The organism is Blastococcus sp. SYSU DS0539, assembly GCF_054050855.1.
On the sequence record NZ_JBJHAF010000006.1, the window covers coordinates 90,357 to 109,420 of the forward strand.

16 protein-coding genes and 2 pseudogenes are annotated in these 19,064 nt (G+C 74.5%); 7 read left to right on the forward strand and 11 right to left on the reverse strand.

All coding sequences use genetic code 11. The features are described from left to right. Nucleotides 1-141 precede the first annotated feature (141 nt). From ACI790_RS09565 to ACI790_RS09585, 5 genes are all read right to left on the reverse strand, one after another. Complete coding sequence (locus ACI790_RS09565) at nt 142-474, reverse strand: hypothetical protein (protein ID WP_456569548.1); 333 nt, start codon at nt 472-474, stop codon at nt 142-144. A gap of 89 nt (nt 475-563) precedes the next feature. After that, nucleotides 564-1,400 (reverse strand): ABC transporter permease, encoded by an 837-nt coding sequence (locus ACI790_RS09570; RefSeq protein ID WP_456569549.1) that lies wholly within the window; start codon nt 1,398-1,400, stop codon nt 564-566. Next, the gene (locus ACI790_RS09575) at nt 1,397-2,386 is read right to left on the reverse strand and encodes an ATP-binding cassette domain-containing protein (protein WP_456569550.1); all 990 of its coding nucleotides are present in this window, start codon (nt 2,384-2,386) and stop codon (nt 1,397-1,399) included. Before ACI790_RS09575 ends, ACI790_RS09570 begins: the two co-directional genes overlap by 4 nt. A 228-nt stretch (nt 2,387-2,614) precedes the next feature. Next, the gene (locus tag ACI790_RS09580) at nt 2,615-3,979 is read right to left on the reverse strand and encodes a TrpB-like pyridoxal phosphate-dependent enzyme (RefSeq protein ID WP_456569551.1); all 1,365 of its coding nucleotides are present in this window, start codon (nt 3,977-3,979) and stop codon (nt 2,615-2,617) included. 136 nt (nt 3,980-4,115) lie between these two features. Beyond that, the gene (locus ACI790_RS09585) at nt 4,116-5,165 is read right to left on the reverse strand and encodes an AraC family transcriptional regulator (protein WP_456569552.1); all 1,050 of its coding nucleotides are present in this window, start codon (nt 5,163-5,165) and stop codon (nt 4,116-4,118) included. 107 nt (nt 5,166-5,272) lie between these two features. On the opposite strand from ACI790_RS09585, the gene ACI790_RS09590 reads away from it, so the two are divergent. Both ACI790_RS09590 and ACI790_RS09595 read left to right on the forward strand, forming a co-directional pair. Then, nucleotides 5,273-6,772 carry a flavin-containing monooxygenase gene (locus tag ACI790_RS09590; protein ID WP_456569553.1) on the forward strand — a complete coding sequence of 500 codons (1,500 nt, stop codon included), beginning with the start codon at nt 5,273-5,275 and terminating at the stop codon, nt 6,770-6,772. Between the two features lie 74 nt (nt 6,773-6,846). Continuing rightward, nucleotides 6,847-7,782, forward strand: a complete 936-nt coding sequence (locus ACI790_RS09595) for an alpha/beta hydrolase (protein ID WP_456569554.1) — start codon at nt 6,847-6,849, stop codon at nt 7,780-7,782. 72 nt (nt 7,783-7,854) lie between these two features. Here the strand turns inward: ACI790_RS09595 and ACI790_RS09600 are convergent, their stop codons facing one another. Further along, nucleotides 7,855-8,115, reverse strand: a complete 261-nt coding sequence (locus ACI790_RS09600) for a hypothetical protein (RefSeq protein WP_456569555.1) — start codon at nt 8,113-8,115, stop codon at nt 7,855-7,857. A gap of 106 nt (nt 8,116-8,221) precedes the next feature. On the opposite strand from ACI790_RS09600, the gene ACI790_RS09605 reads away from it, so the two are divergent. Continuing rightward, the gene (locus ACI790_RS09605; protein WP_456569556.1) at nt 8,222-9,217 is read left to right on the forward strand and encodes a YihY/virulence factor BrkB family protein; all 996 of its coding nucleotides are present in this window, start codon (nt 8,222-8,224) and stop codon (nt 9,215-9,217) included. 855 nt (nt 9,218-10,072) lie between these two features. After that, entirely contained in the window at nt 10,073-11,359 is a 1,287-nt protein-coding gene (locus ACI790_RS09610) for a D-arabinono-1,4-lactone oxidase (protein WP_456569557.1), read from the forward strand. Between the two features lie 19 nt (nt 11,360-11,378). On the opposite strand, the gene ACI790_RS09615 is transcribed toward ACI790_RS09610, so the two are convergent. From ACI790_RS09615 to ACI790_RS09625, 3 genes are all read right to left on the reverse strand, one after another. Then, nucleotides 11,379-11,684 carry a hypothetical protein gene (locus ACI790_RS09615; protein WP_456569558.1) on the reverse strand — a complete coding sequence of 102 codons (306 nt, stop codon included), beginning with the start codon at nt 11,682-11,684 and terminating at the stop codon, nt 11,379-11,381. A gap of 85 nt (nt 11,685-11,769) precedes the next feature. Then, on the reverse strand, nt 11,770-12,507 hold the full coding sequence (locus tag ACI790_RS09620; RefSeq protein WP_456569559.1) for an HpcH/HpaI aldolase family protein: 738 nt from the start codon (nt 12,505-12,507) through the stop codon (nt 11,770-11,772). Between the two features lie 61 nt (nt 12,508-12,568). Then, on the reverse strand, nt 12,569-14,695 hold the full coding sequence (locus tag ACI790_RS09625) for a DEAD/DEAH box helicase (RefSeq protein WP_456569560.1): 2,127 nt from the start codon (nt 14,693-14,695) through the stop codon (nt 12,569-12,571). Between the two features lie 308 nt (nt 14,696-15,003). Between ACI790_RS09625 and ACI790_RS09630 the strand changes: the two are divergent. From ACI790_RS09630 to ACI790_RS09640, 3 genes and pseudogenes are all read left to right on the forward strand, one after another. Then, nucleotides 15,004-15,216, forward strand: a pseudogene (locus ACI790_RS09630) (hypothetical protein); the annotation flags it as partial. Nucleotides 15,217-15,238: 22 nt separating this feature from the next. Continuing rightward, nucleotides 15,239-16,024 (forward strand): annotated as a pseudogene (add, locus tag ACI790_RS09635) (adenosine deaminase); the annotation flags it as partial. A gap of 56 nt (nt 16,025-16,080) precedes the next feature. Continuing rightward, entirely contained in the window at nt 16,081-17,112 is a 1,032-nt protein-coding gene (locus ACI790_RS09640; protein ID WP_456569561.1) for an MsnO8 family LLM class oxidoreductase, read from the forward strand. On the opposite strand, the gene ACI790_RS09645 is transcribed toward ACI790_RS09640, so the two are convergent. Further along, a complete protein-coding gene (locus ACI790_RS09645; protein ID WP_456569562.1) occupies nt 17,113-18,129 on the reverse strand; it encodes a 1-acyl-sn-glycerol-3-phosphate acyltransferase in 1,017 nt (338 codons plus the stop codon). 1 nt (nt 18,130) lies between these two features. After that, nucleotides 18,131-19,006: a patatin-like phospholipase family protein gene (locus ACI790_RS09650; protein WP_456569563.1), complete on the reverse strand. Its 876-nt coding sequence runs from the start codon at nt 19,004-19,006 to the stop codon at nt 18,131-18,133. Between the last annotated feature and the right edge of the window lie 58 nt (nt 19,007-19,064).

Consider the following 19,064-nt stretch of genomic DNA (forward strand, 5'->3'; position numbering starts at 1 on the left):
TGGGTGTGACGCCCCTCACCCTGGTCGGACGTCCCCGGCCGCGGGTGTACCGATCTGGAACAGGACAGGTTGCCACCGTCGCCGGCCGGGCCGCCCAGCCGCCGGTGTGGCCGGTCCGCGCGGCCGAGGGGCCGGGACCGGCTACCCCGCGCGGTGGAGCAGGCGGCGCAGCAGCCCCCGGGAGCGCGGCGGCACCGGGTCCGGGGCCGCGGGCCCGACCGCGGGCGCGGGCTCCCGTGGCGCCGGCCTCGTGGGGCCGGCGGCCGGGTGCGGCGCGGCCGGGTGGGTGAGGCGCTCGTGCGCGAAGTAGTGCTGCAGGACGTCGGGCGGGGACCGGTGGCCGCGGGACGCGACGTCGTGCCGCGCCTCCCACTCGGCCATCCGCTTCTCGGCCTCGGTCATCTGCAGGGGGTCGATGTCCCGCCGCATCCGGCTCGATGCCGACGGGCGCGGGGATCGGCTCTCGGTGCTCATCACGCCTCCTCGAGGCTGCGGTGGCACCCACGATCCCCGCTCCCGTCCCGCGGCGGCAGGGCGCAAGGTCCCGTCGTCCCGGATCCGGCTCAGCGGCTGCGGTACAGCCTCGTGGTCAGCGGGACGAACACCGCGGCCAGCGCGACCGCCACCGCCAGCGACACGCCGATCGCCACGCCGTCGGGCGCCCCGGCCATCAGCGACCGGGACGCGGTGGCCAGGACGGAGATCGGGTTGACGCCGACGAACGCCTCGAGCGGGCCCGGCAGCGTGGCCGGGTCGACGAAGACGTTGGACAGGAACGTCAGCGGGAAGATCGCCATGAAGCCGGCGTTCATCACCGCGTTCGGGGAGCGCATCAGCAGGCCGAGGACCGAGAAGACCCACGACAGGCCGAACGAGAAGACGACGACGAGCGCCAGCGCCGCGACCGCGCCGAGGACGCCGCCGTCCGGCCGGAAGCCCAGGGCGACGCCGACGACGATGATCACCGTCCCGGCGACCACGTAGCGGACGCTGTCGCCGAGCAACGAGCCCACCAGCGGCGCCGGCCGCCAGATCGGCAGGGAGCGGAAGCGGTCGACGACCCCCTTCGTCAGGTCGGTGTTCAGCGCGATCCCGGAGTACACGGTGGTGAACAGCACCGACATGACCAGCAGTCCGGGGAGCGTGTAGTCCAGGTACGCGCTGGTCGATCCAGCGATCGCGCCGCCGAACAGGTACGTGAACATCAGCAGGAACATCACCGGGGTGACCGTCACGTCCAGCAGCTGCTCGGGCACGTGCTTCACCTTCAGCATGCCGCGCCAACCGAACGCGAGCGCGGCCGACAGCGGCCCGGGACGGGACGGCCTCGGGGTGGAGGAGATGGCCCGGCGGACCGCCGCGGTGTCGGCGGAGCCGGGGGCCCTGGTCGTCGTGGTCATGACAGCTGCTCCTGCAGGGTGCCGGCGGACGGCGTCGTCTCCTCGGCGGCGTGGCCGGTGAGCGCCAGGAAGACCTCGTCGAGGCTGGGCTGCTGCAGGGTGAAGTGCGCCAGCCGGATGCCCGCCCGGGTGAGCTCGGCGACGGCGACCGCCGCCCGTCCGGCGTCCGCTCCGGTGGCCGACAGCGCCGCCGGCTCCGCAGCCAGCACGACCTGCCCCACCATGCGTTCCAGCAGCTCGGCGGCCTCGCCGCGCCGCGCGGGGTCGACGAGCCGCACGTGCAGGAACCCGGTGCCGACCGAGGCCTTGAGGTCCCCCGGCGTGCCCTCGGCGATGACCCGGCCTCGGTCGATGACGGCGATGCCGTCGGCGAGCTGGTCGGCCTCCTCGAGGTACTGGGTGCAGAGCAGGATCGTCGTCCCCTCGGCGACCAGCGCCCGCGCGATCTCCCAGACCTGGTTGCGCGACCGCGGGTCCAGGCCGGTCGTCGGCTCGTCGAGGAACATCAGCTGCGGGGTGACGACGATGCTCGCCGCGATGTCCAGCCGGCGGCGCATGCCACCCGAGTAGTGCTTGACCAGTCGCCCGGCGGCCTCGGCGATGTCGAAGGCGTGGAGCAGCTCGTCGGCGCGGTTCCTGGCGGCGGGCCGTGAGTAGCCGAGGAGGCGGCCGAGCAGCACGAGGTTCTCCCGGCCGGTCAGCTCCTCGTCGACCGAGGCCAGCTGGCCGGTGAGGCTGACCAGCTCGCGCACCGCGTCGGCCTCGGACACGATGTCGTGCCCGAGGACACGGGCAGTCCCCGCGTCCGGGGGGATCAGCGTGGCCAGCATGCGGATGGTGGTGGTCTTCCCGGCGCCGTTGGGGCCGAGGACCCCGTAGACGGTGCCGGCCGGCACGGCGAGATCCACCCCCGCGACGGCGCGCGTCCGCCCGAAGGACTTCCCGAGCCCGGTCGCGTCGATCGCGAGCGGGTGCTGAACGGTCATCGGCTTCCTCACGTCAGGGATCTGCACGAGCGTCTCTGCCGGGTCTGACCGAATGTGCGCCGCGGAGTCATCGGGCGCCAGGCATTTTCCGTGCGGGCCCGTCGACCGGTCCGGGTCGCCGGACCCCGGGTCGCCGGATTCCGGGTCGCCGACCGTCGGGGCCGGCGAGGCGTGCGGGTGCCGCCCGGCCGGGCAGGTGCGGTGCCCTGCCCGGCCGGACGGATGCCGTCAGAACGGCTGGTCGCCGGCGGACGACGTGCGCTGACCGGTGAGGTGCTCGGCGTAGGCGGGCAGGTCCAGCTGGCCGTTGCCGGACAGTCCGATGACCAGGACGCCGTCCTCCCCCGTGTCCGCACGCCGGCGCGCCTCGGCGACCGCCGCGGCGATCGCGTGGCAGGACTCCGGCGCCGGCACCAGGCCCTCGGTCCGGGCGAACAGCACGCCGGCGTCGAAGGCCTCCGCCTGCTCCACCGCCTGTGCGGTGATCAGGCCCAGCTCCACCGCGTGGCTGACCATCGGCGCCATGGCGTGGTACCGCAGCCCGCCGGCGTGGATCGGGTCGGGCACGAAGTCCCGGCCCAGGGTGTGCATCTTCATCAGCGGGGTCAGCCCGGCCACGTCACCGTGGTCGTACTCGTAGCGGCCCTGCGTGAGCGACGGGCACGCCGCCGGCTCCACCGCGAGCACTCGCGTCCCGGTACGGCCGGCGAGCTTCTCGCGGAGGAAGGGGAACGCCAGCCCGGCGAGGTTCGACCCGCCCCCGGCGCAGCCGAAGACGACGTCGGCCTGCTCCTCGCCGAACATCTCGAGCTGGCGCAGGGCCTCTTCACCGATGACCGTCTGGTGCAGCAGCACGTGGTTGAGCACGCTGCCCAGCGCGTACCGGGCCTCCGGGTCCGGCACCGCCGACTCCACCGCCTCGCTGACCGCCATGCCGAGGCTGCCGGTGGTGTCCGGGAAGCGCTGCAGGAACCCGCGCCCGGACTCGGTGAGATCCGACGGGCTGGGGTGGACGACCCCGCCGTAGGTCTCCATGAGCATGCGCCGGTAGGGCTTCCCGTCGTAGGAGGCCCGGACCTGCCACACCTCGCACTCGAGGCCGAACATCGTGCAGGCCAGGGAGAGCGCGCTGCCCCACTGCCCGGCCCCGGTCTCGGTGGTCAGCCGGCGGACACCTTCCGCAGCGTTGTAGTAGGCCTGGGCGACGGCGGTGTTCGGCTTGTGGCTGCCGACCGGACTGACGCCCTCGTACTTGTAGTAGATGCGGGCCGGCGTGCCCAGCGCCCGCTCGAGGCGGTGCGCCCGGTACAGCGGCGAGGGCCGCCACAGCCGGTAGACCTCACGGACCGGCTCCGGGATGGGGACGAACCGCTCGGTGGTCATCTCCTGCTCGATGAGCGCCGCGGGGAACAGCGGCGCCATGTCCGCGGCCGCGAGCGGCTGACCGGTGCCGGGGTGCAGGTGGGGCGGCATGGGCACCGGCAGATCGGCGGCCAGGTTGTACCAGTGCGTCGGCATGTCCGCGTCGGTCAGCACGGCCTTGGTCATCGACCCGACGTTCCGGTCGACGTCGGGGACATCGGTGCTCGTCACTTGCCTTCTCCTCGGGAGTACGGCCCACCGGCCGCCCGGGAGTTCCTCGGACCGTCCGGCGGGGTGGACGGTCCGAGCGCGCGTCAGCGAGCCGCGGTCGCCCTCGACGACCACGCCCACCAGCACGTGCCACGGCTCACGGGCGCGACTGTAGCGCGCCGCCACCGCTCTGCCGAGCGCTGCCGGCACGGGCCGCCCGTGCCCATCGGCCGGGGGTGAGGCCCTTCCAGCGCCGGAAGGCGTGCACGAAGCTCGACGCCTCCGCGTAGCCGAGGCGCTCGGCGACCTGCTCCACGCTCAGGCCCGCCGTCAGGAGCAGCTCCTCCGCAAGGTGCTCGCGGGTCTGGTCCAGGACGGCGCGGTAGCTCGTCCCCTCCTCGTCGAGATGGCGCCGGAGCGTCCGCACGCTCAGGTGGAGCGCGGCGGCCACCTCCTCCTGGCCGGGCATCCGCCACGGCTCGCCCAGCAGGACGTCGCGCACCCGGCCGCTGATCCCGTGCCGCGCGTGGCGCCGCTCGAGGAGCTCGCGGCACTGGGCCGCGCAGGAGGCCGCGGTCAGCGGAGCCGCGTGCGGCAGCGGTTCGTCGAGCAGGCCGGCGTCGAAGGCGAGGAGCGAGCGGGGCGCCCCGAAGGTGGGCCGCACGCCGAGGGCCGCCTCGTACGGCGCCGGGTCCGGCGGCGCCGGCATCCGCAGCGCGACGCGCCGGGGCACGACCGGCCGGCCGAGCGTCTCGCGCCAGATCTCCACCGTCGCCGACATGTCCCGCAGCAGCACGAACCGCCGCACCGGCTCGGGCAGGTCCAGGTCGTCGTAGAAGAGCGCCACCTCGCCGTCGCGCTCCTCCGCGCTGATCCGGGTCAGCGCGTACGTCAGGTCGAGGAAGCGCATGCCCACCTCGTGGCTCTCGCGGAACGTGCGGCTCGACAGCAGCGCGAACCCCCAGATCCCGTAGGTCGTCAGCCGGTAGCGGACGCCGGCCGCCAGGCCGAGGTGCTCCGGCAGCTCGGCGGTGATCGTGGCGATGAGGTGCGCCTCCTGGGCCGCGGTGATCTCCGCGGTGGGATCGCCCAGCGCCACCTCGGCGATGCCGGTGCCGTGCAGCGAGCGCGCCGGGGGCAGCCCGTGCTCCGCCGCGAACGCGCAGAGCAGCGCGACGCTGCCGGTGCCCCGGACGGAGGCGTGCACGGGATTGGCCGAATTCCTCAATATGTGACCGATTGTGTCATGGCTCACACAGTTCTGTCGCACCTACCGTCCGCCTCGACGCACACCGCGCAGGGGGAGGTCGGGCCATGACACTGCTGGAGCACGCCGCGACGACGGAGACGGGGACCGAGCACGTCGACGTCCTGATCGTCGGCGCCGGGATCTCGGGGATCGGCGCCGCGCACCACCTGCAGCAACAGTTCCCCGGCAAGTCCTTCGCCATCCTGGACGCGCTGGAGGATCGCGGCGGCACCTGGTGGACCCACCGCTACCCCGGCGTCCGGTCGGACAGCGACCTGTTCACCTTCGGCTACAAGTTCAAGCCGTGGCGCGGGGCGTCGATCGCCACGTCGGAGGAGATCCTCTCCTACCTCGACGAGGTGATCGACGAGGACGGGCTGAAGGAGCGGATCCGCTACCGACACCGGGTCACCGCCGCCAGCTGGTCGTCGGAGGACCGGCGCTGGACCGTCGAGGTCACCCGGGAGGACACCGGGGAGGACCTGCGCCTCACCACCGGCTTCCTCTGGATGTGCCAGGGCTACTACGACCACGGCCGGCCCTACCGGCCGCAGTGGGAGGGGATGGACCGGTTCGGCGGGCTCGTCGTCCACCCGCAGCAGTGGCCCGACGACCTGGATCTTTCCGGCAGGCGCGTGGTCGTGATCGGCTCCGGCGCGACGGCGGCGACGATCGTCCCGGCCATCGCGCAGACCGCCGGGCACGTGACGATGCTGCAGCGCTCGCCGACGTTCTTCTTCGCCCGGCCCAAGACCCACGAGCTGGCGGAGACCCTGCGGCTGCTGGACGTCCCGGACGAGTGGACGCACGAGATCCTGCGCCGGGCCTACATCGCGGAGGGCGACGAGATCACCCGCATGTCGTTCGAGTCCCCGGACGAGCTGCGCACCATGCTCCTCGACGCGATGCGCGAGCAGCTGCCCGAGGGCTTCGACATCGACCGGCACTTCAACCCCAGCTACCGGCCGTGGCAGCAGCGCCTCGCCCTGATCCCCGACGGCGACCTGTTCACCGCGCTGCGCGAGGGGACGGCCTCGGTGGTCACCGACACGATCGACGAGTTCACCGAGACGGGCATCCGGCTGGCCTCCGGCGAGGAGCTCCCCGCGGACGTCGTCGTCACCGCCACCGGCTTCGACCTCAGCGTCTTCGGCGGTGTCGCGTTCACCGTCGACGGCGAGCCGGTCGACTTCTCCGAGCGGGTCACCTGGCGCGGCGTCATGATCAGCGGCGTGCCGAACATGGCCTACGTCTTCGGGTACTTCCGGCACAGCTGGACGCTGCGCGCCGATCTGGTCAGCGAGTTCGTCTGCCGGCTGATGGCGCACGCGGACGAGCAGGGCGCCACCATGGTCGTCCCGGCGCTGCGGCCCGAGGACGCCGACATGCCGCTGCGGCCGTGGGCCGACCCGGAGAACTTCAACCCGGGCTACGTCATGCGCTCGATGCACCTCATGTTCAAGCAGGGCGACCGCGAGCCGTGGACGCACCTGCTCGAGTACGCCCAGGAGCGGACGGCGCTGCCCGCCGCGGACCTGGACGACAAGTCGCTGCTCTACAGCTGAGCCGCGAGCCAGCGTTCCACCGACGGTCCGCACCCGCGGCCCGTCGTCCTCCCTCCCAGACCCAGGAGATCTCCGTGCCGGTCGACCCGCACATCGCCGCGCTGCTGACCATGCTGGACGACGCCGGGATGCCGCCCATGTACGAGGGCAGCCCGGAAGCCGGGCGGGCGCTGTACCTCCAGCTGACCCACGGCGCCCGCACCCCGGAGCAGCTCGTCCCCGTGGCGAGCTCCGAGGACCGCACCGTGCCCGGCGCCACCGGCGACCTGAAGGCCCGCGTCTACCGGCCCGACGGCGAAGGCCCGTTCCCGACCGTCGTCTTCTTCCACGGCGGCGGCTGGGTGATCGGCGACCTCGACACCCACGACAACATGGCCCGGAACATCTGCCGGGGCAGCCGCGCGGTCGTCGTCGCGGTCGACTACCGGCTGGCGCCCGAGCACCCCTTCCCCGCCGCGGCGGACGACTCGCTGGCCGCGGCCCGCTGGGTCGCCGGTCACCTCGGTGAGCTGGGCGGCGACGACCGGCTGGCCGTCGCCGGCGACAGCGCCGGCGGGAACCTGGCCGCCGTCGTGTCCCAGGCGCTGCGCGACGACGGCACTCCCCTGGCCGGCCAGTTCCTCATCTACCCGGCCGTCGACGCCGAGGGCGAGTACCCCTCGCGCGTGGAGAACGCCAAGGGCTACTTCCTCGAGAAGGACACGATGGACTGGTTTTACGGGCACTACGCCGGCGCCTGGGAGGACGCGAAGGACGCGCGCCTCTCCCCGCTGCACGGCTCGGACCTCTCCGGTCTGCCGCCCGCGGTGATCGTCACCGCGGAGTACGACCCGCTGCGGGACGAGGGCGAGGCCTACGGCGAGGCGCTGCGGGCCGCCGGTGTCGAGGCCGACGTGCAGCGGTACGACGGGATGATCCACGGGTTCTTCGACATGGGCACCGTCTCCCCCGCCGCTCAGCAGGCGATCGAGGAGAGCTGCCGGCGGTTCGGCGCGCTGCTGCACGACTGATCGGTCCGCGTCGGGCCCCGTTCCGCCGACCCGGCGGGACGGGGCCGGCGCACGGCAGGGCCCGGCCGGGCGTCAGCCCCCGACGGTCGCCTGCAGGTCGTTGCGCGGGGCCACCCGGAGCGCGCGGAACGGCAGCCCTTCGGCACCGGGCTCGGTCCAGTCCACCTCGACCACCTGGCCCGCCCGGAGCGTCGCGGAGCCGGTCGTGCTGTGCTCGACCACGGCGCCGTCGGCCCAGCACCCGCCCGGCAGCTCCGGGGCCTCGATGATCGCGCCCTCCAGGCCCTCGTCCCACCGGACCACGGTGCCGAAGGTCGTGCCGCCACGAGTCATGCGCTCGAGGCTCCGCCGTCGCGTGGCCGGAAGCAAGCCGACGGCGCGCGGCGGGCGGGATCGACGGAGCCGTTGCGGGCGCCCGCCGCCGGGGGTGGGATGTGGCATGGCTGTGGCCCGGGACGATCGCCCTCCGGTGGGCACCAGGGACCGGCGAAACGGGAGCGGGGGGCACGACGCGGCGTCGCCCCGCGGGATCTCCGCCGCCGGCTGGCGGTCCCTGCTGCGACGGGTCGGCCGCCAACTGCTCAGCGACCGCCTCATGGTGCAGAGCGCCGGAGTGGCGTTCTTCGCCGTCCTGTCGATCGCCCCCGTGCTGGTGACGGCGGTGTCGATCTACGGCGTCGTGAACACCCCCGGGACGGCGCGCCAGCAGCTGACGGACATGGCGGACATGCTGCCCGACGACCTCGAGTCCATCGTGCTCGACCAGCTCACGTCCATCACCGCGGCGTCGGCCCAGGTGCTCACCTTCCGCGGCCTCACCGGCCTCGTCGTGGCGCTGTGGACGGCGACGACCGCGATGACCTACCTGATCGACGGGGTGGGCATCGCCTACCACCAGACGGACACCCGGGGCTTCCTGCGCCGGACGGGGATCGCCCTCGTGTTCGTCCTCGGCGGCGCGATGCTGCTCGCCGGGCTGATCGCTGCCGCGGGGACCGCCGGGGCCGCGCTCGCCGGCGCGCCCGGTCCCGTCCGTGCCGTGGCCTCGGTGCTGTCCTGGGTGGCGCTCGCCACCCTCATGGCCGTGGCGCTGGCCGTCCTCTACCGGTTCGCCCCCGACCGCACGCAGGCGCGGTGGCGGTGGATCTCGACGGGGTCGGTCCTCGCGACGGTCGTCTGGCTGGCGGCGACCATCGGCTTCTTCTCCTACGTGCAGAGCCTGGGGAACTACCAGTCGACCTACGGCTCGCTCGCCGGCGTGGCGATCAGCATGTTCTGGTTGTGGACCACGGTCCTCCTCGTCTTCCTCGGGGCCGCGGTCAACGCGGAGACCGAGCGGCAGACCGAGTGCGACTCGACGGTCGGTCCGGAGCGGCCGGTGGGCGACCGGGGCGCGGTCGTGGCGGACAGCACCCCGCCGTACCTGGGCGACTGACGGCTCCGGCGCTGCCGGCCCGGGGCCTGCCGCCGTCCCGGCTCGTGCCGGTCAGCCTGCGGCCGTCCGGACGACGGCGGCCAGCCGCTGTTCCGCGCCGGCGTCGACAGCGTTGACGAACCAGGCCGACTCGACGAGCGGGTCGGTCGTCGAGCGGTTCGCCTTTCGGTCAGCCCGAAGGACAGCAGCCCGTCGTCGTTGCGGAAGAACACCAGGACCGGGCCGCCGCGGGTGTAGCCGGGCCGGCCGTAGTAGAGCTTGGGCCGCAGCTCGGGGACGGCGTCCATCACCAGCGCGTGCAGTCGCTCGCCGATCCCCCGCTGCTCCTCGGGCCAGGCCGCGATCCTCTCCAGCAGCGCCGCCGCATCGTCCGCCTTCCTCGCCTTCGCCACGGTCGTCCCTCGTCCTCGTGCCGGTGGCCCGCCCGTGTCCCGGTGCCCCCCAGGACCACCCGGGGCGTCGTCGCTTCCCGGATCCTGACCGAGCCGACCGCTCCGCGGTAGCCTCCGGGCGCCGTTCGGCCACGACGTCGTCCGGGAGGGCAGCCGGCCCACCCGAACGTCCGGCATCTGCGAACGCGGGGACGGCACCGTCGAGGCCGGCGTCCACCAGGTGGTCCGGGACCCCCGCGGGGCCGTCCTGGACATCGCGGACGCCCGCCACGTCCACCCCCTTCGACGGGGACCTCGTGCGCCGCATGGACGTCGAGCCCTGGCCCCGGCCGCGTCGGTACCTGCGGGGGGCGGCACCGGCCCGGACGGGAAGGTGGTGGAGAGTCTGTCCGCACCGGAGACCGGACGGACGGCACGCGCGTGGCGTCCCCGAGCAGATGGCGAGCGGACCATGCACGAGACGGTGCCCACTGCCCCGGCGGGCGCGGCACGGCCGGGGACGAACTGGGCAGGGAACGTCGCCTACCGGGCGGCGCGGCTGCACCGGCCGACCGGCGTCGCCCAGCTCCAGGAGATCGTGGCCGGGAGCCGGCGGGTCAAGGTGCTCGGTTCCCGGCACTGCTTCAACGACATCGCCGACACCACCGCCGACCTGGTGACCCTCGACGGGCTCCCCCGGGACGTGGAGATCGAACGGTCCCCGGACGGGGTGGCCGGGATCGCCTGGGTGTCCGGGGGCGCGCGGTACAGCGAGCTGGTGCCGCGGCTGGCCGAGCGCGGCTGCGCCCTGCACAACCTCGCCTCGCTGCCGCACATCACGATCGCCGGCGCCACGGCCACCGGCACGCACGGTTCCGGCAACCGCAACGGCTCGCTGAGCACCGCCGTGGTAGGCCTGGAGATGGTCCGGTCCGACGGCGAGCTCGTGACCCTCGCGGCTGGGGACCCGGACCTTCCCGGCGCCGTCGTCCACCTCGGCGCGCTCGGTGCCGTGACCAGGATCGGCCTGCGGTTCCAGCCTGCCTTCCAGGTCCGGACCAACGTCTACGTCGGCCTCACCTGGAACCGGCTGTTCGCCGACTTCGACGAGGTGGCGGACGCGGCCTACAGCGTGAGCGTGTTCACCGACTGGCGCGAGGTGACCCAGGTGTGGGTCAAGGCGCGCACCGACGAGCACGACGTCGCGCCCGAGGATTTCTTCGGGGCCCGCTCCGCGACGGTGCCGACGCACATGCTGCCGGGCACGCCGGTCGAGAACCTCACCGACCAGCTGGGCCTGCCGGGCGAGTGGCACGAGCGGCTGCCGCACTTCCGCGCCGAGTTCACGCCCAGCAACGGTGACGAGCTGCAGAGCGAGTACTTCGTCCCCCGCCGGCACGCCCGGCACGCCTGTGACGCGCTGCGCGCCCTCGCGCCGAGGATCTCCCCGCTGCTCCGGGTCAGCGAGCTGCGCACCGTGGCAGCGGACGAGCTGTGGCTGAGCCCGGCGTACGGCGGCGACGTCCTGGCGCTGCACTTCACCTGGCTCCCGGAGGAGGCGCAGGTGCGCGCGCTGCTCCCCGAGATCGAAGCGGCGCTGCGTCCGTACGGCGGCCGGCCGCACTGGGGCAAGCTGTTCACCACCGGCGCCGGTGAGCTCGCCGAGCTCTACCCCCGGATGCCGGACTTCCGGGAGCTCGTCCGCCGGTCCGATCCGCGCGGGGCCTTCCGCAACGACTTCCTCGACCGGAGCATCGCCGCCTTCGGCTGACCGTGCCGGGCCAGCGCGATCACCGCCGGGCCAGGGGCGAGGTCTCCTCGGGGGGAGCCGCGCGCCGCTGCGGGGCCGCCGGCAGGAGCGCATCGATCAACCGGTCGTCGAGCATGCCGCGGTCGCCCGGGACGACGACGGTCGCCGTCCACTCCGACAGACCCGTGCCGCGGTACTCCTCGCCCGGCGCGGGACCCTCGACCCGCAACGTCGACCAGTCCGGATCGGCGCCGGCGGCCGCGGCCATCACCCGGAGCTGCCTCCGGAGACCGGCGGTGACCCGGGTCCGGTCGTCCGAGGGCAGGGCGGCTGCGGCGCGGTACATCACAAGATCGGCGGGTGCCCGGTCCGGCGGCGGGCTACACGGCCGCCGCCCCGTCGTGACCCGATCGGGTCATTCTCCCGGCCGGTCAGCCGGTGGACCGGTCCCGCGCGACCCCGAGGTGGTGCGCCGTGGCCTCGCCCAGGGAGACGGCGTCCACGGCGACCGTGACGATCGTGGCGCCCTCGGCGGCGTAGCCGGCCGCCTCCTCGCCGCTTCGGGCGTGCACTCCGACCGGCACCCCGGCCGCGCAGGCCCGCTCGATGATCGAGGAGAGGACGCCGCGCAGCTCGGCGCGGTGGCCGGCGCCGGTCAGCTGGAGGGACAGCGCGAGATCGGCCGGGCCGACGTAGACCCCGTCCAGCCGCTCCACGGACAGCATGGCGTCGAGATCGGCGAGCATGGCCGCCGACTCCACCATCACCACGATCAGCGGCTCGTCCGCTCCGCCGGTGAGCCGGCCGATGGACCGTCCACCACCGGGCGCGTACCGGCCGGCGGCGACGACCTCGCGGGCGTGGTCGGCGTCCCGGACGTTGGGCACGATGACGCCGCAGGCGCCCAGGTCCAGCGGCCGGCCGATGTCGGGGAAGAGTGCGCTCCGGGTGCGGACCAGCGGCACCGAGCCCCCGGCCGTGATGGCCGCCGCCACACCCGGCAGCTCGGCCTCCGCCGTGGACCCGTGCTGCAGGTCGACCACGACGAAGTCGGCGCCGGCGCGCGCCAGCACCTCGCCGGTCACCGCGCCGGGCAGCATGTTCCACAGCCCGTGGCACGGCTCGCCCTGCGCCCACCGCTGCCGCAGCCCGGCCTCACCGATCGCCATCCCGACCACCTCTCCGCCGACTGCCCACTGCAGCCCCTCCGATCCTGCGCGGACGGTGCTCCTACCGCGACGCGAGCGCGTCGGTCAGCAGGGTGACGAGCGCCTCCAGCTGCACGTCGGACGACGAGCCGATCTCCTCGTCGGACCCGTCGAGCGCCCGGGCGGCGAGCCCGGCCTTGCTGTCGATCAGCTCGGCGATCCGCGCGTCGATGGTCTGCGCGGCGATGATCCGCCAGGCGGTGACCGGCTCGGTCTGACCGATGCGGTGGCTGCGGTCGATCGCCTGGGTCTGCTCGGCGTCGGTCCAGGACAGCTCGGCGAGCACCAGGTTGGAGGCGACCTGAAGGTTCAGGCCCACGCCGGCCGCGGTCAGCGAGCACACCGCGACGGCGACGTCCGGATCCCTGACGAAGGCGTCGATGTTCTTCTGCCGCACCGACGGTGTCTGGTCGCCCCGGATCGAGGAGAACCGCACGCCCTGCCGGGTGAAGGTCTCCTCCGCGGCGTCCATGACGTCGACGTGCTTGGCGAAGAAGACGACCTTGCCAGCGCTGCGGGCCAGCTGCGCCGCGTAGTCCGCGGCGAGGCCGGCCTTGGCCCGGCCGATCCGCCGCATCATGCCGAAGACGTTCTCGCCGGCCGTGGCGCTGGTCGCCTCCTTCAGCTCCCAGCGGGCCACCTGGCGCACCAGGTCGGCGTCGATGCCCTCGACGACGGCGTCGGCCGAGCGGTTGGCCAGCGCGGTCTCGTAGCGCGCCACCATCCGGCGGGCGAGCTCCTGCTCCGCCGCCCGGATCGACCGGCCGGCCGCGCCGTCCAGCTCGACGGGGAGGTCGGCGATGCGCCGGGCGGGGATGTCGGCGGCCACGTCGACCTTGCGCCGGCGGACGATGCCCATGTCGACGACGCACCGGCGCGCGGTGGGGTAGAAGCCGGGGTCGGCGGGGGTCAGGCCGGCGTCCTCGAGCGCCTCCAGCAGCTCGCCGCGCGGCCCGGTCTCGTCGATCCAGCCGAGGAACTGCCAGCTGGCCCGGAAGTCGTCGATGTCGTTGATCAGCGGCGTGCCGGTGAGCGCCATGAGCAGCGGGCGCACGGTGCGGGACCGCAGGCGCTCGGCCAGCTCGAGCACGTTCCGCGACCGCTGCGAGGACTTGTTCTTGATGAAGTGCGCCTCGTCGACGACCATCCCGCGGAACCCGAAGTCGGCGATCCAGCCGGCGTGGCGGTCGAGCACCTCGTAGTTGACGACGACGATGTCGGCGAAGCCGTCGATCGTCTCGCCGTCGCCCTGCACGACGGTGGCCGGGCGGTGCGGGGTCCAGAGCCCGGCCTCCCGCGCCCAGTTGGTCTTGACGACGCTCGGCACCACCACCAGCAGCGGATAGGCGTCGGCTGCCTCGGCGGCGAGCAGCGCCTGCGCTGTCTTGCCCAGGCCGGGCTCGTCGGCGAGCAGGAACGTCCGGTGCCCGGCGGCGGCCGCGGCGACGAGCTGCGCCTGGTGCGGCATCAACTCCAGGCCCTTCGGCACGGGCAGCCAGGACGGCGTGGGCAGCGGCATGCACGCGGCGTCGCCGCTGCCGGCGCGCTCGAAGGAGCTGAGCAGCGGGCCGAGCAGCTCCCAGCCGGCCAGCCGGCGGGGCCGGGCGACGCGCTGCGGAGCGGCGGAGAAGTCGGGCGCCAGGAACGGGTTGGCCAGCTGCCGGGAGACCACCGACTGCGGCACGACCCGGCGCTCGGGAACGGCCGGCGCGAGGGCCTCGGGCTCCGGCGGCGGTGCCTCCTCGGGGGCCGGTTCGATGCCGGCGTCCTTCAGCAGCTCCCGACGGAGCGCCCGGGCCGCGTCGGTGGTGACGGCGTCCTCGGACAGCAGCGCCAGCAGCCCCGCCTCCCGCACGGCGGTCGTGGCCAGGATGGTGGCGACGCCGTCCAGGCGCTTGAGCTGCTCGGTCCGGTGCGCCTCGCTGCCGGTCGTCTCGTCCCGGACCCGGGCGCGCTCCTCGCGCAGCAGCAGGGCCACGGCCTGGAACTTCGTCCGCACGGACGGCGTCACGCGGCCGCGCTGGGCGGCGGCCTCCACCTCCCGGACGGTGCGGGCCAGCACGCCGATGACGTCACCGTCCCGGACGCGTCGCTGGCTCCGCGGCGCGGAACGGCGGGCTCCGGCCCCGGACTGGCCTCGTCGAGCCACGAACTCCTCCTTCACGTGCCGGCGCGGTCGCCACGGCCGGCCGCCCCTCGCGCTCCGCGGGGGCGCAGTCGAGATCTCGAGGAGAGCCAGGGTGGCCGCTCCGAGACGCGGGCCGGCCCCGCGGACCTGCACGGGACAGACATCCCGGGATCCGACGGGCCGCCCCGATGGTCGGCAGGCAGCCCCGGGCGGGGCGCCGGCCGCACCCACGACGCTACTCGACGTCGTCCACTCCCCGCCGCCCGCTCCGGCCCCGGAGCGTCGCACCCGGCGGCGGGGAGCCGCCCGGGCGGTGGAAAACTCCCGGCATGACCAGCGACGACGCCGTGACGACCTTCATCGAGCGAGTGCCCAAGTGCGAGCTCCACCTGCACATCGAGGGCACCCTGGAGGGCGAGCAGGTCTTCGACCTCGCCCGGCGCAACGGCATCGAGATGCCCTTCGCCGACGCCGCGGAGATGAAGCGGGAGAGCCCGTTCCACGACCTGACCAGCTTCCTGGTCGGCTACTACCGGAACATGCAGGTACTGGGTCACCGAGCAGGACTTCTACGACCTGGCGACCGCCTACTTCACCCGGGCCGCCGCCCAGAACGTCCGCTACGCGGAGATCTTCTTCGACCCGCAGGCGCACACCTCGCGCGGGGTGGAGTTCGGCACGGTCGTCCGCGGGCTGCGCCGGGCGATCGTGGACGCCCGCCGCACCCTGGACCTGCACGCCGAGCTGGTCATGTGCTTCCTGCGCGACTTCTCCGCTGAGTACGCGATGGCCACCCTGATGGAGTCGCTGCCGTACCGGGACTGGATCATCGGCGTCGGCCTCGACTCCGACGAGCGCGGCAACCCCCCGATCAAGTTCGACAAGGTCTTCGCCCGGGCCCGCGCCGAGGGCTACCTGTTGACCATGCACTGCGACCTGGACCAGCCGGGCACGCTGGACCACATCCGGCAGGCGCTGGACGTCATCGGGGTCGACCGGATCGACCACGGGGTCAACATCCTGGAGGACCCGGCGCTGCTCGCCGAGGTCGTGCAGCGCGGCATCGGCCTCACCGTCTGCCCCATCTCCAACGGGTTCGTCCGCGGCTCGGCCTGGGACGGCGCCACCAAGCGGCTGCTCGACGCCGGCGTCCAGGTCAGCGTGCACTCCGACGACCCGGCCTACTTCGACGGCTACGTCGCCGAGTGCTTCCGGCGGGTGCACCAGGAAACGCCGCTGACCCTGGACGAGGTGCGGACGCTGGCCCGCAACGCCTTCCTGACCGCCTGGCTGCCCGCCACCCTGCGCGCGCAGTTCCTCGCGGAGGTCGACGCCGCCCTCCCCGGCTGAGGCCGGCCGGCCGGCGACGCCGGAACAGCGACCGTCCGGGCTGCGCTGCAGCCGTCGTGACCGACGCGCAGCTCTCCCTGCTGGACCGGACCCGCACCCGGGCCGGGGAGCCCGACGCCGCGGCGCTCGACGGCGCCCTCGCCCGCGCCGTCGACACCGAGCGGCTGGGGTTCGACCGGTTCTGGGTGGCCGAGCACCACGGCGTGCCCGGGATCGCCGGCGCCGCCCCGGCGGTGCTGCTGGCCGCCGTCGCCGGCCGGACGGCGACCATCCGGCTCGGCTCGGCCGGCGTGATGCTGCCGCACCACCAGCCGCTCGTGGTCGCCGAGCAGTTCGCCACCCTGTCCGCCTTCGCGCCCGGCCGGGTCGACCTCGGGCTGGGCCGCTCCCCCGGCTTCACCGCGCCGATGCGCCGCGCGCTGCGGGAGACCGAGCGCGACTTCGCCGCCGACCTGGCCGAGCTGCGCGCGTTCCTCACCGGGACGGCGGAGATCACCGTCCGCCCGCAGCCGGCCGGCCCGGTACCGATGCACGTGCTGGCCACCGGGCGCGGCCTGGAGGTGGCCGCCGGGCTGGGGCTGCCGGTGATCGTCGGTGGCCCGCTGCTGGGCGTGGCCGGCGATCCCGAACCCGGGCTCGCCGCCCTGGCCGGCTACCGGCGCGGCTTCCGGCCGTCGGCGCAGCAGCCGGAGCCGCGGGTGGCGATCAGCCTGGACGTGCTCGTCGCCGACACGGCCGCCGAGGCCGCCGACCTGCTGCTGCCCGAGGCGTGGGCGATGGCCCGGGCCCGCACCACCGGGGCGTTCCCGGCCCTGGAGCCGGTCGCCGCCGTGCGGGCCGCCGACCGCACGCCGCGCCAGCAGCAGTACCTCGACCGGACCGCCGCCGCCGCGATCGCGGGCACCCCGGCGCAGGTGGCCGCGCGCCTCGCCGAGCTGCTCGACCGCACCGGGGCCGCGGAGCTGGTGGCCAGCAGCAGCACTTTCGACCGGGCGGCCCTGGCCGCCTCCGACGCGGCGCTGGCCGCGCTGTTCGGCCGCGCCACCGGCGACCTCGCGGCGACGGCGTCGTCGTCGGCCCGGCCCTGATCATGCCTCGCGCCGCTGGGTGGCCTCGATCCACTCGTCGATGGTCTGCCACCAGGAGTACAGCCACTCGGTCCGCTCGGCCTCGCCGCGCGGGACCTCGGCGGCCGGGACGAACCACCAGCGCAGGTGCAGGGTCTTGTCCACCGGCAGGTGCCGCCACAGGTCCCGCACGGTGCTCAGGTGCTCCAGCCCGGTGTGCGCGACGAAGACGACGTCGGCGTGCGGAGCCGCGCGCAGCGCCGCGGCCACCCCGGCCGGCCGCGGCGGCAGGACGTGCTGCATCGCCTCCGCCCGGCGCACCGCGTGCAGCAGCCCGCGGTCGCGCAGCCGCTGGATGGCCCGCACCCGGCGGCGGGGGGTGGAGTTCGCCCCCTCAGGGAAGATGAGCAGCGCGTCCTCCTCCCCCAGGTCTCGGGCGAGGTCCGCGATCGCCTCGGTCGCACCGGCTCCGGCGGTCACGAAGTGGTTGGGCAGCCGGTTGAGGTAGACGTCGACGAGCGGGTCCAGCTGCAGCACGTCCTTGAGCACGATCCGCGGCCGGCGCAGGTGGTCGCGGTCCATCAGCGTGTGGACCAGCAGGAACGAGTCACCGGGTCCGGCGTGCCGGGACAGCACCACCATCGCGTTCGTCGAGCCGGGCAGCCCGTCGTCCAGCGGCGACCACGACGCACCGTCGGTGACCAGCCGCAGCGCGAACAGCCGCCGCGCCGCGCGCATCAGCGCGTCCAGCAGCAGCCGCAGCACGGTGTAGTGGGCCGCCCGGTACGCCGCGGTGTGCGACCGGCGACCGAAACCGGCGAGCACCCACAGCGCGCCGGCGGCCGCGAGCCCGGCCACCTGCAGCGCCAGGTACACCAGCGCGAAGCAGAGCAGCCGCAGCGCCTGCCAGCGCCCCGGCAACCACGCGGAGGCGACGGCCGCCGCGAGGACGAGCACCGGCAGCAGCGCCACCGCCGCCACCAGGGCGGCGACGAGCAGGGGTCCGGTGAACCGGCGCACGCGCCGCGGTGGCAGCACCTCAGGCCCCGTTCCCGGGCGTGCCGACCCGGTCCAGGTGGTGCGCGGCCGCGGCGTACGCGCGGTCGATCCGGTCGGTCACCCCGGAGAAGTCGCGGTAGCGCAGGCTCCGCAGGTCACCGGCCGACGGCGCGGCCTGCTCGCCCGAGGGCAGCACGTGCACGGCCACGCCCTCGGGCAGCGCGGCGAGGTCAGCGGCGAACCGGTGCCGCCGCGCGATCTCGAAGGCGACCAGCGCGACCTCCCACGGCCTGGTCGGCGGACGCAGCGGGCGGTCGATCCGCCCGACGTGCAGCACGTAGATCGTGCCGGCTCCCAGCGCCACCGCCCGGCCGACCGGGATGCTGTGCACCAGCCCGCCGTCGAGGTAGTGCTCACCGTCGAGCTCCACCGGCGGCAGCAGCCCGGGCACCGCGCAGGACGCGAGCACCGCCTCGACCAGGCCCCCGTCGGTGAACCAGTGCTCCGCCGCCCGCTCGATGCTGGCGGCCACGCACTGGAAGGGCACCTGCAGCTCGCCGAAGGTGTGCACCGGCAGGTGCTCGGTGAGCAGGTCCCGCAGCGGCTCGCGGGCATGGACGTGCGTCCGCGTCCGCACCAGCGTGCCGACGCGGGTCAGCATCGACCCGGCGAACACGCCCCGGGAGGTGAGGTCCGCCCACACCGCACCGAGCCGCTCGACCCCGGCCGGCGTCGGATCGGCGGCGACGAGCGCCCCGTTGATGGCGCCGACCGACGTGCCCACGACCAGGTCCGGCCGGATCCCGCGCTCGAGCAGCGCCCGCAGCATGCCGACCTCGGCCGCGCCGAGCACTCCCCCGCCCCCGAGGACGAACGCCGTACCGCCGCGCCCGCCCGGCACTCCTGTCGCCGCCATGGGGTCATCGTGCCAACCCGCAGCCGCACGCGAGACGCTGCGCCGGGGACGCCGCGCT

Excerpts from the sequence above, each read along its gene's own strand:
- ACI790_RS09650 (WP_456569563.1), bottom strand. The coding sequence starts at position 19,006 with ATGGCGGCGACAGGAGTGCCGGGCGGGCGCGGCGGTACGGCGTTCGTC.
- ACI790_RS09620 (WP_456569559.1), bottom strand. The coding sequence starts at position 12,507 with ATGGCGATCGGTGAGGCCGGGCTGCGGCAGCGGTGGGCGCAGGGCGAG.
- ACI790_RS09605 (WP_456569556.1), top strand. The coding sequence starts at position 8,222 with ATGGCTGTGGCCCGGGACGATCGCCCTCCGGTGGGCACCAGGGACCGG.
- ACI790_RS09570 (WP_456569549.1), bottom strand. The coding sequence starts at position 1,400 with ATGACCACGACGACCAGGGCCCCCGGCTCCGCCGACACCGCGGCGGTC.
- ACI790_RS09615 (WP_456569558.1), bottom strand. The coding sequence starts at position 11,684 with ATGTACCGCGCCGCAGCCGCCCTGCCCTCGGACGACCGGACCCGGGTC.
- ACI790_RS09600 (WP_456569555.1), bottom strand. The coding sequence starts at position 8,115 with ATGACTCGTGGCGGCACGACCTTCGGCACCGTGGTCCGGTGGGACGAG.
- ACI790_RS09590 (WP_456569553.1), top strand. The coding sequence starts at position 5,273 with ATGACACTGCTGGAGCACGCCGCGACGACGGAGACGGGGACCGAGCAC.
- ACI790_RS09575 (WP_456569550.1), bottom strand. The coding sequence starts at position 2,386 with ATGACCGTTCAGCACCCGCTCGCGATCGACGCGACCGGGCTCGGGAAG.
- ACI790_RS09565 (WP_456569548.1), bottom strand. The coding sequence starts at position 474 with ATGAGCACCGAGAGCCGATCCCCGCGCCCGTCGGCATCGAGCCGGATG.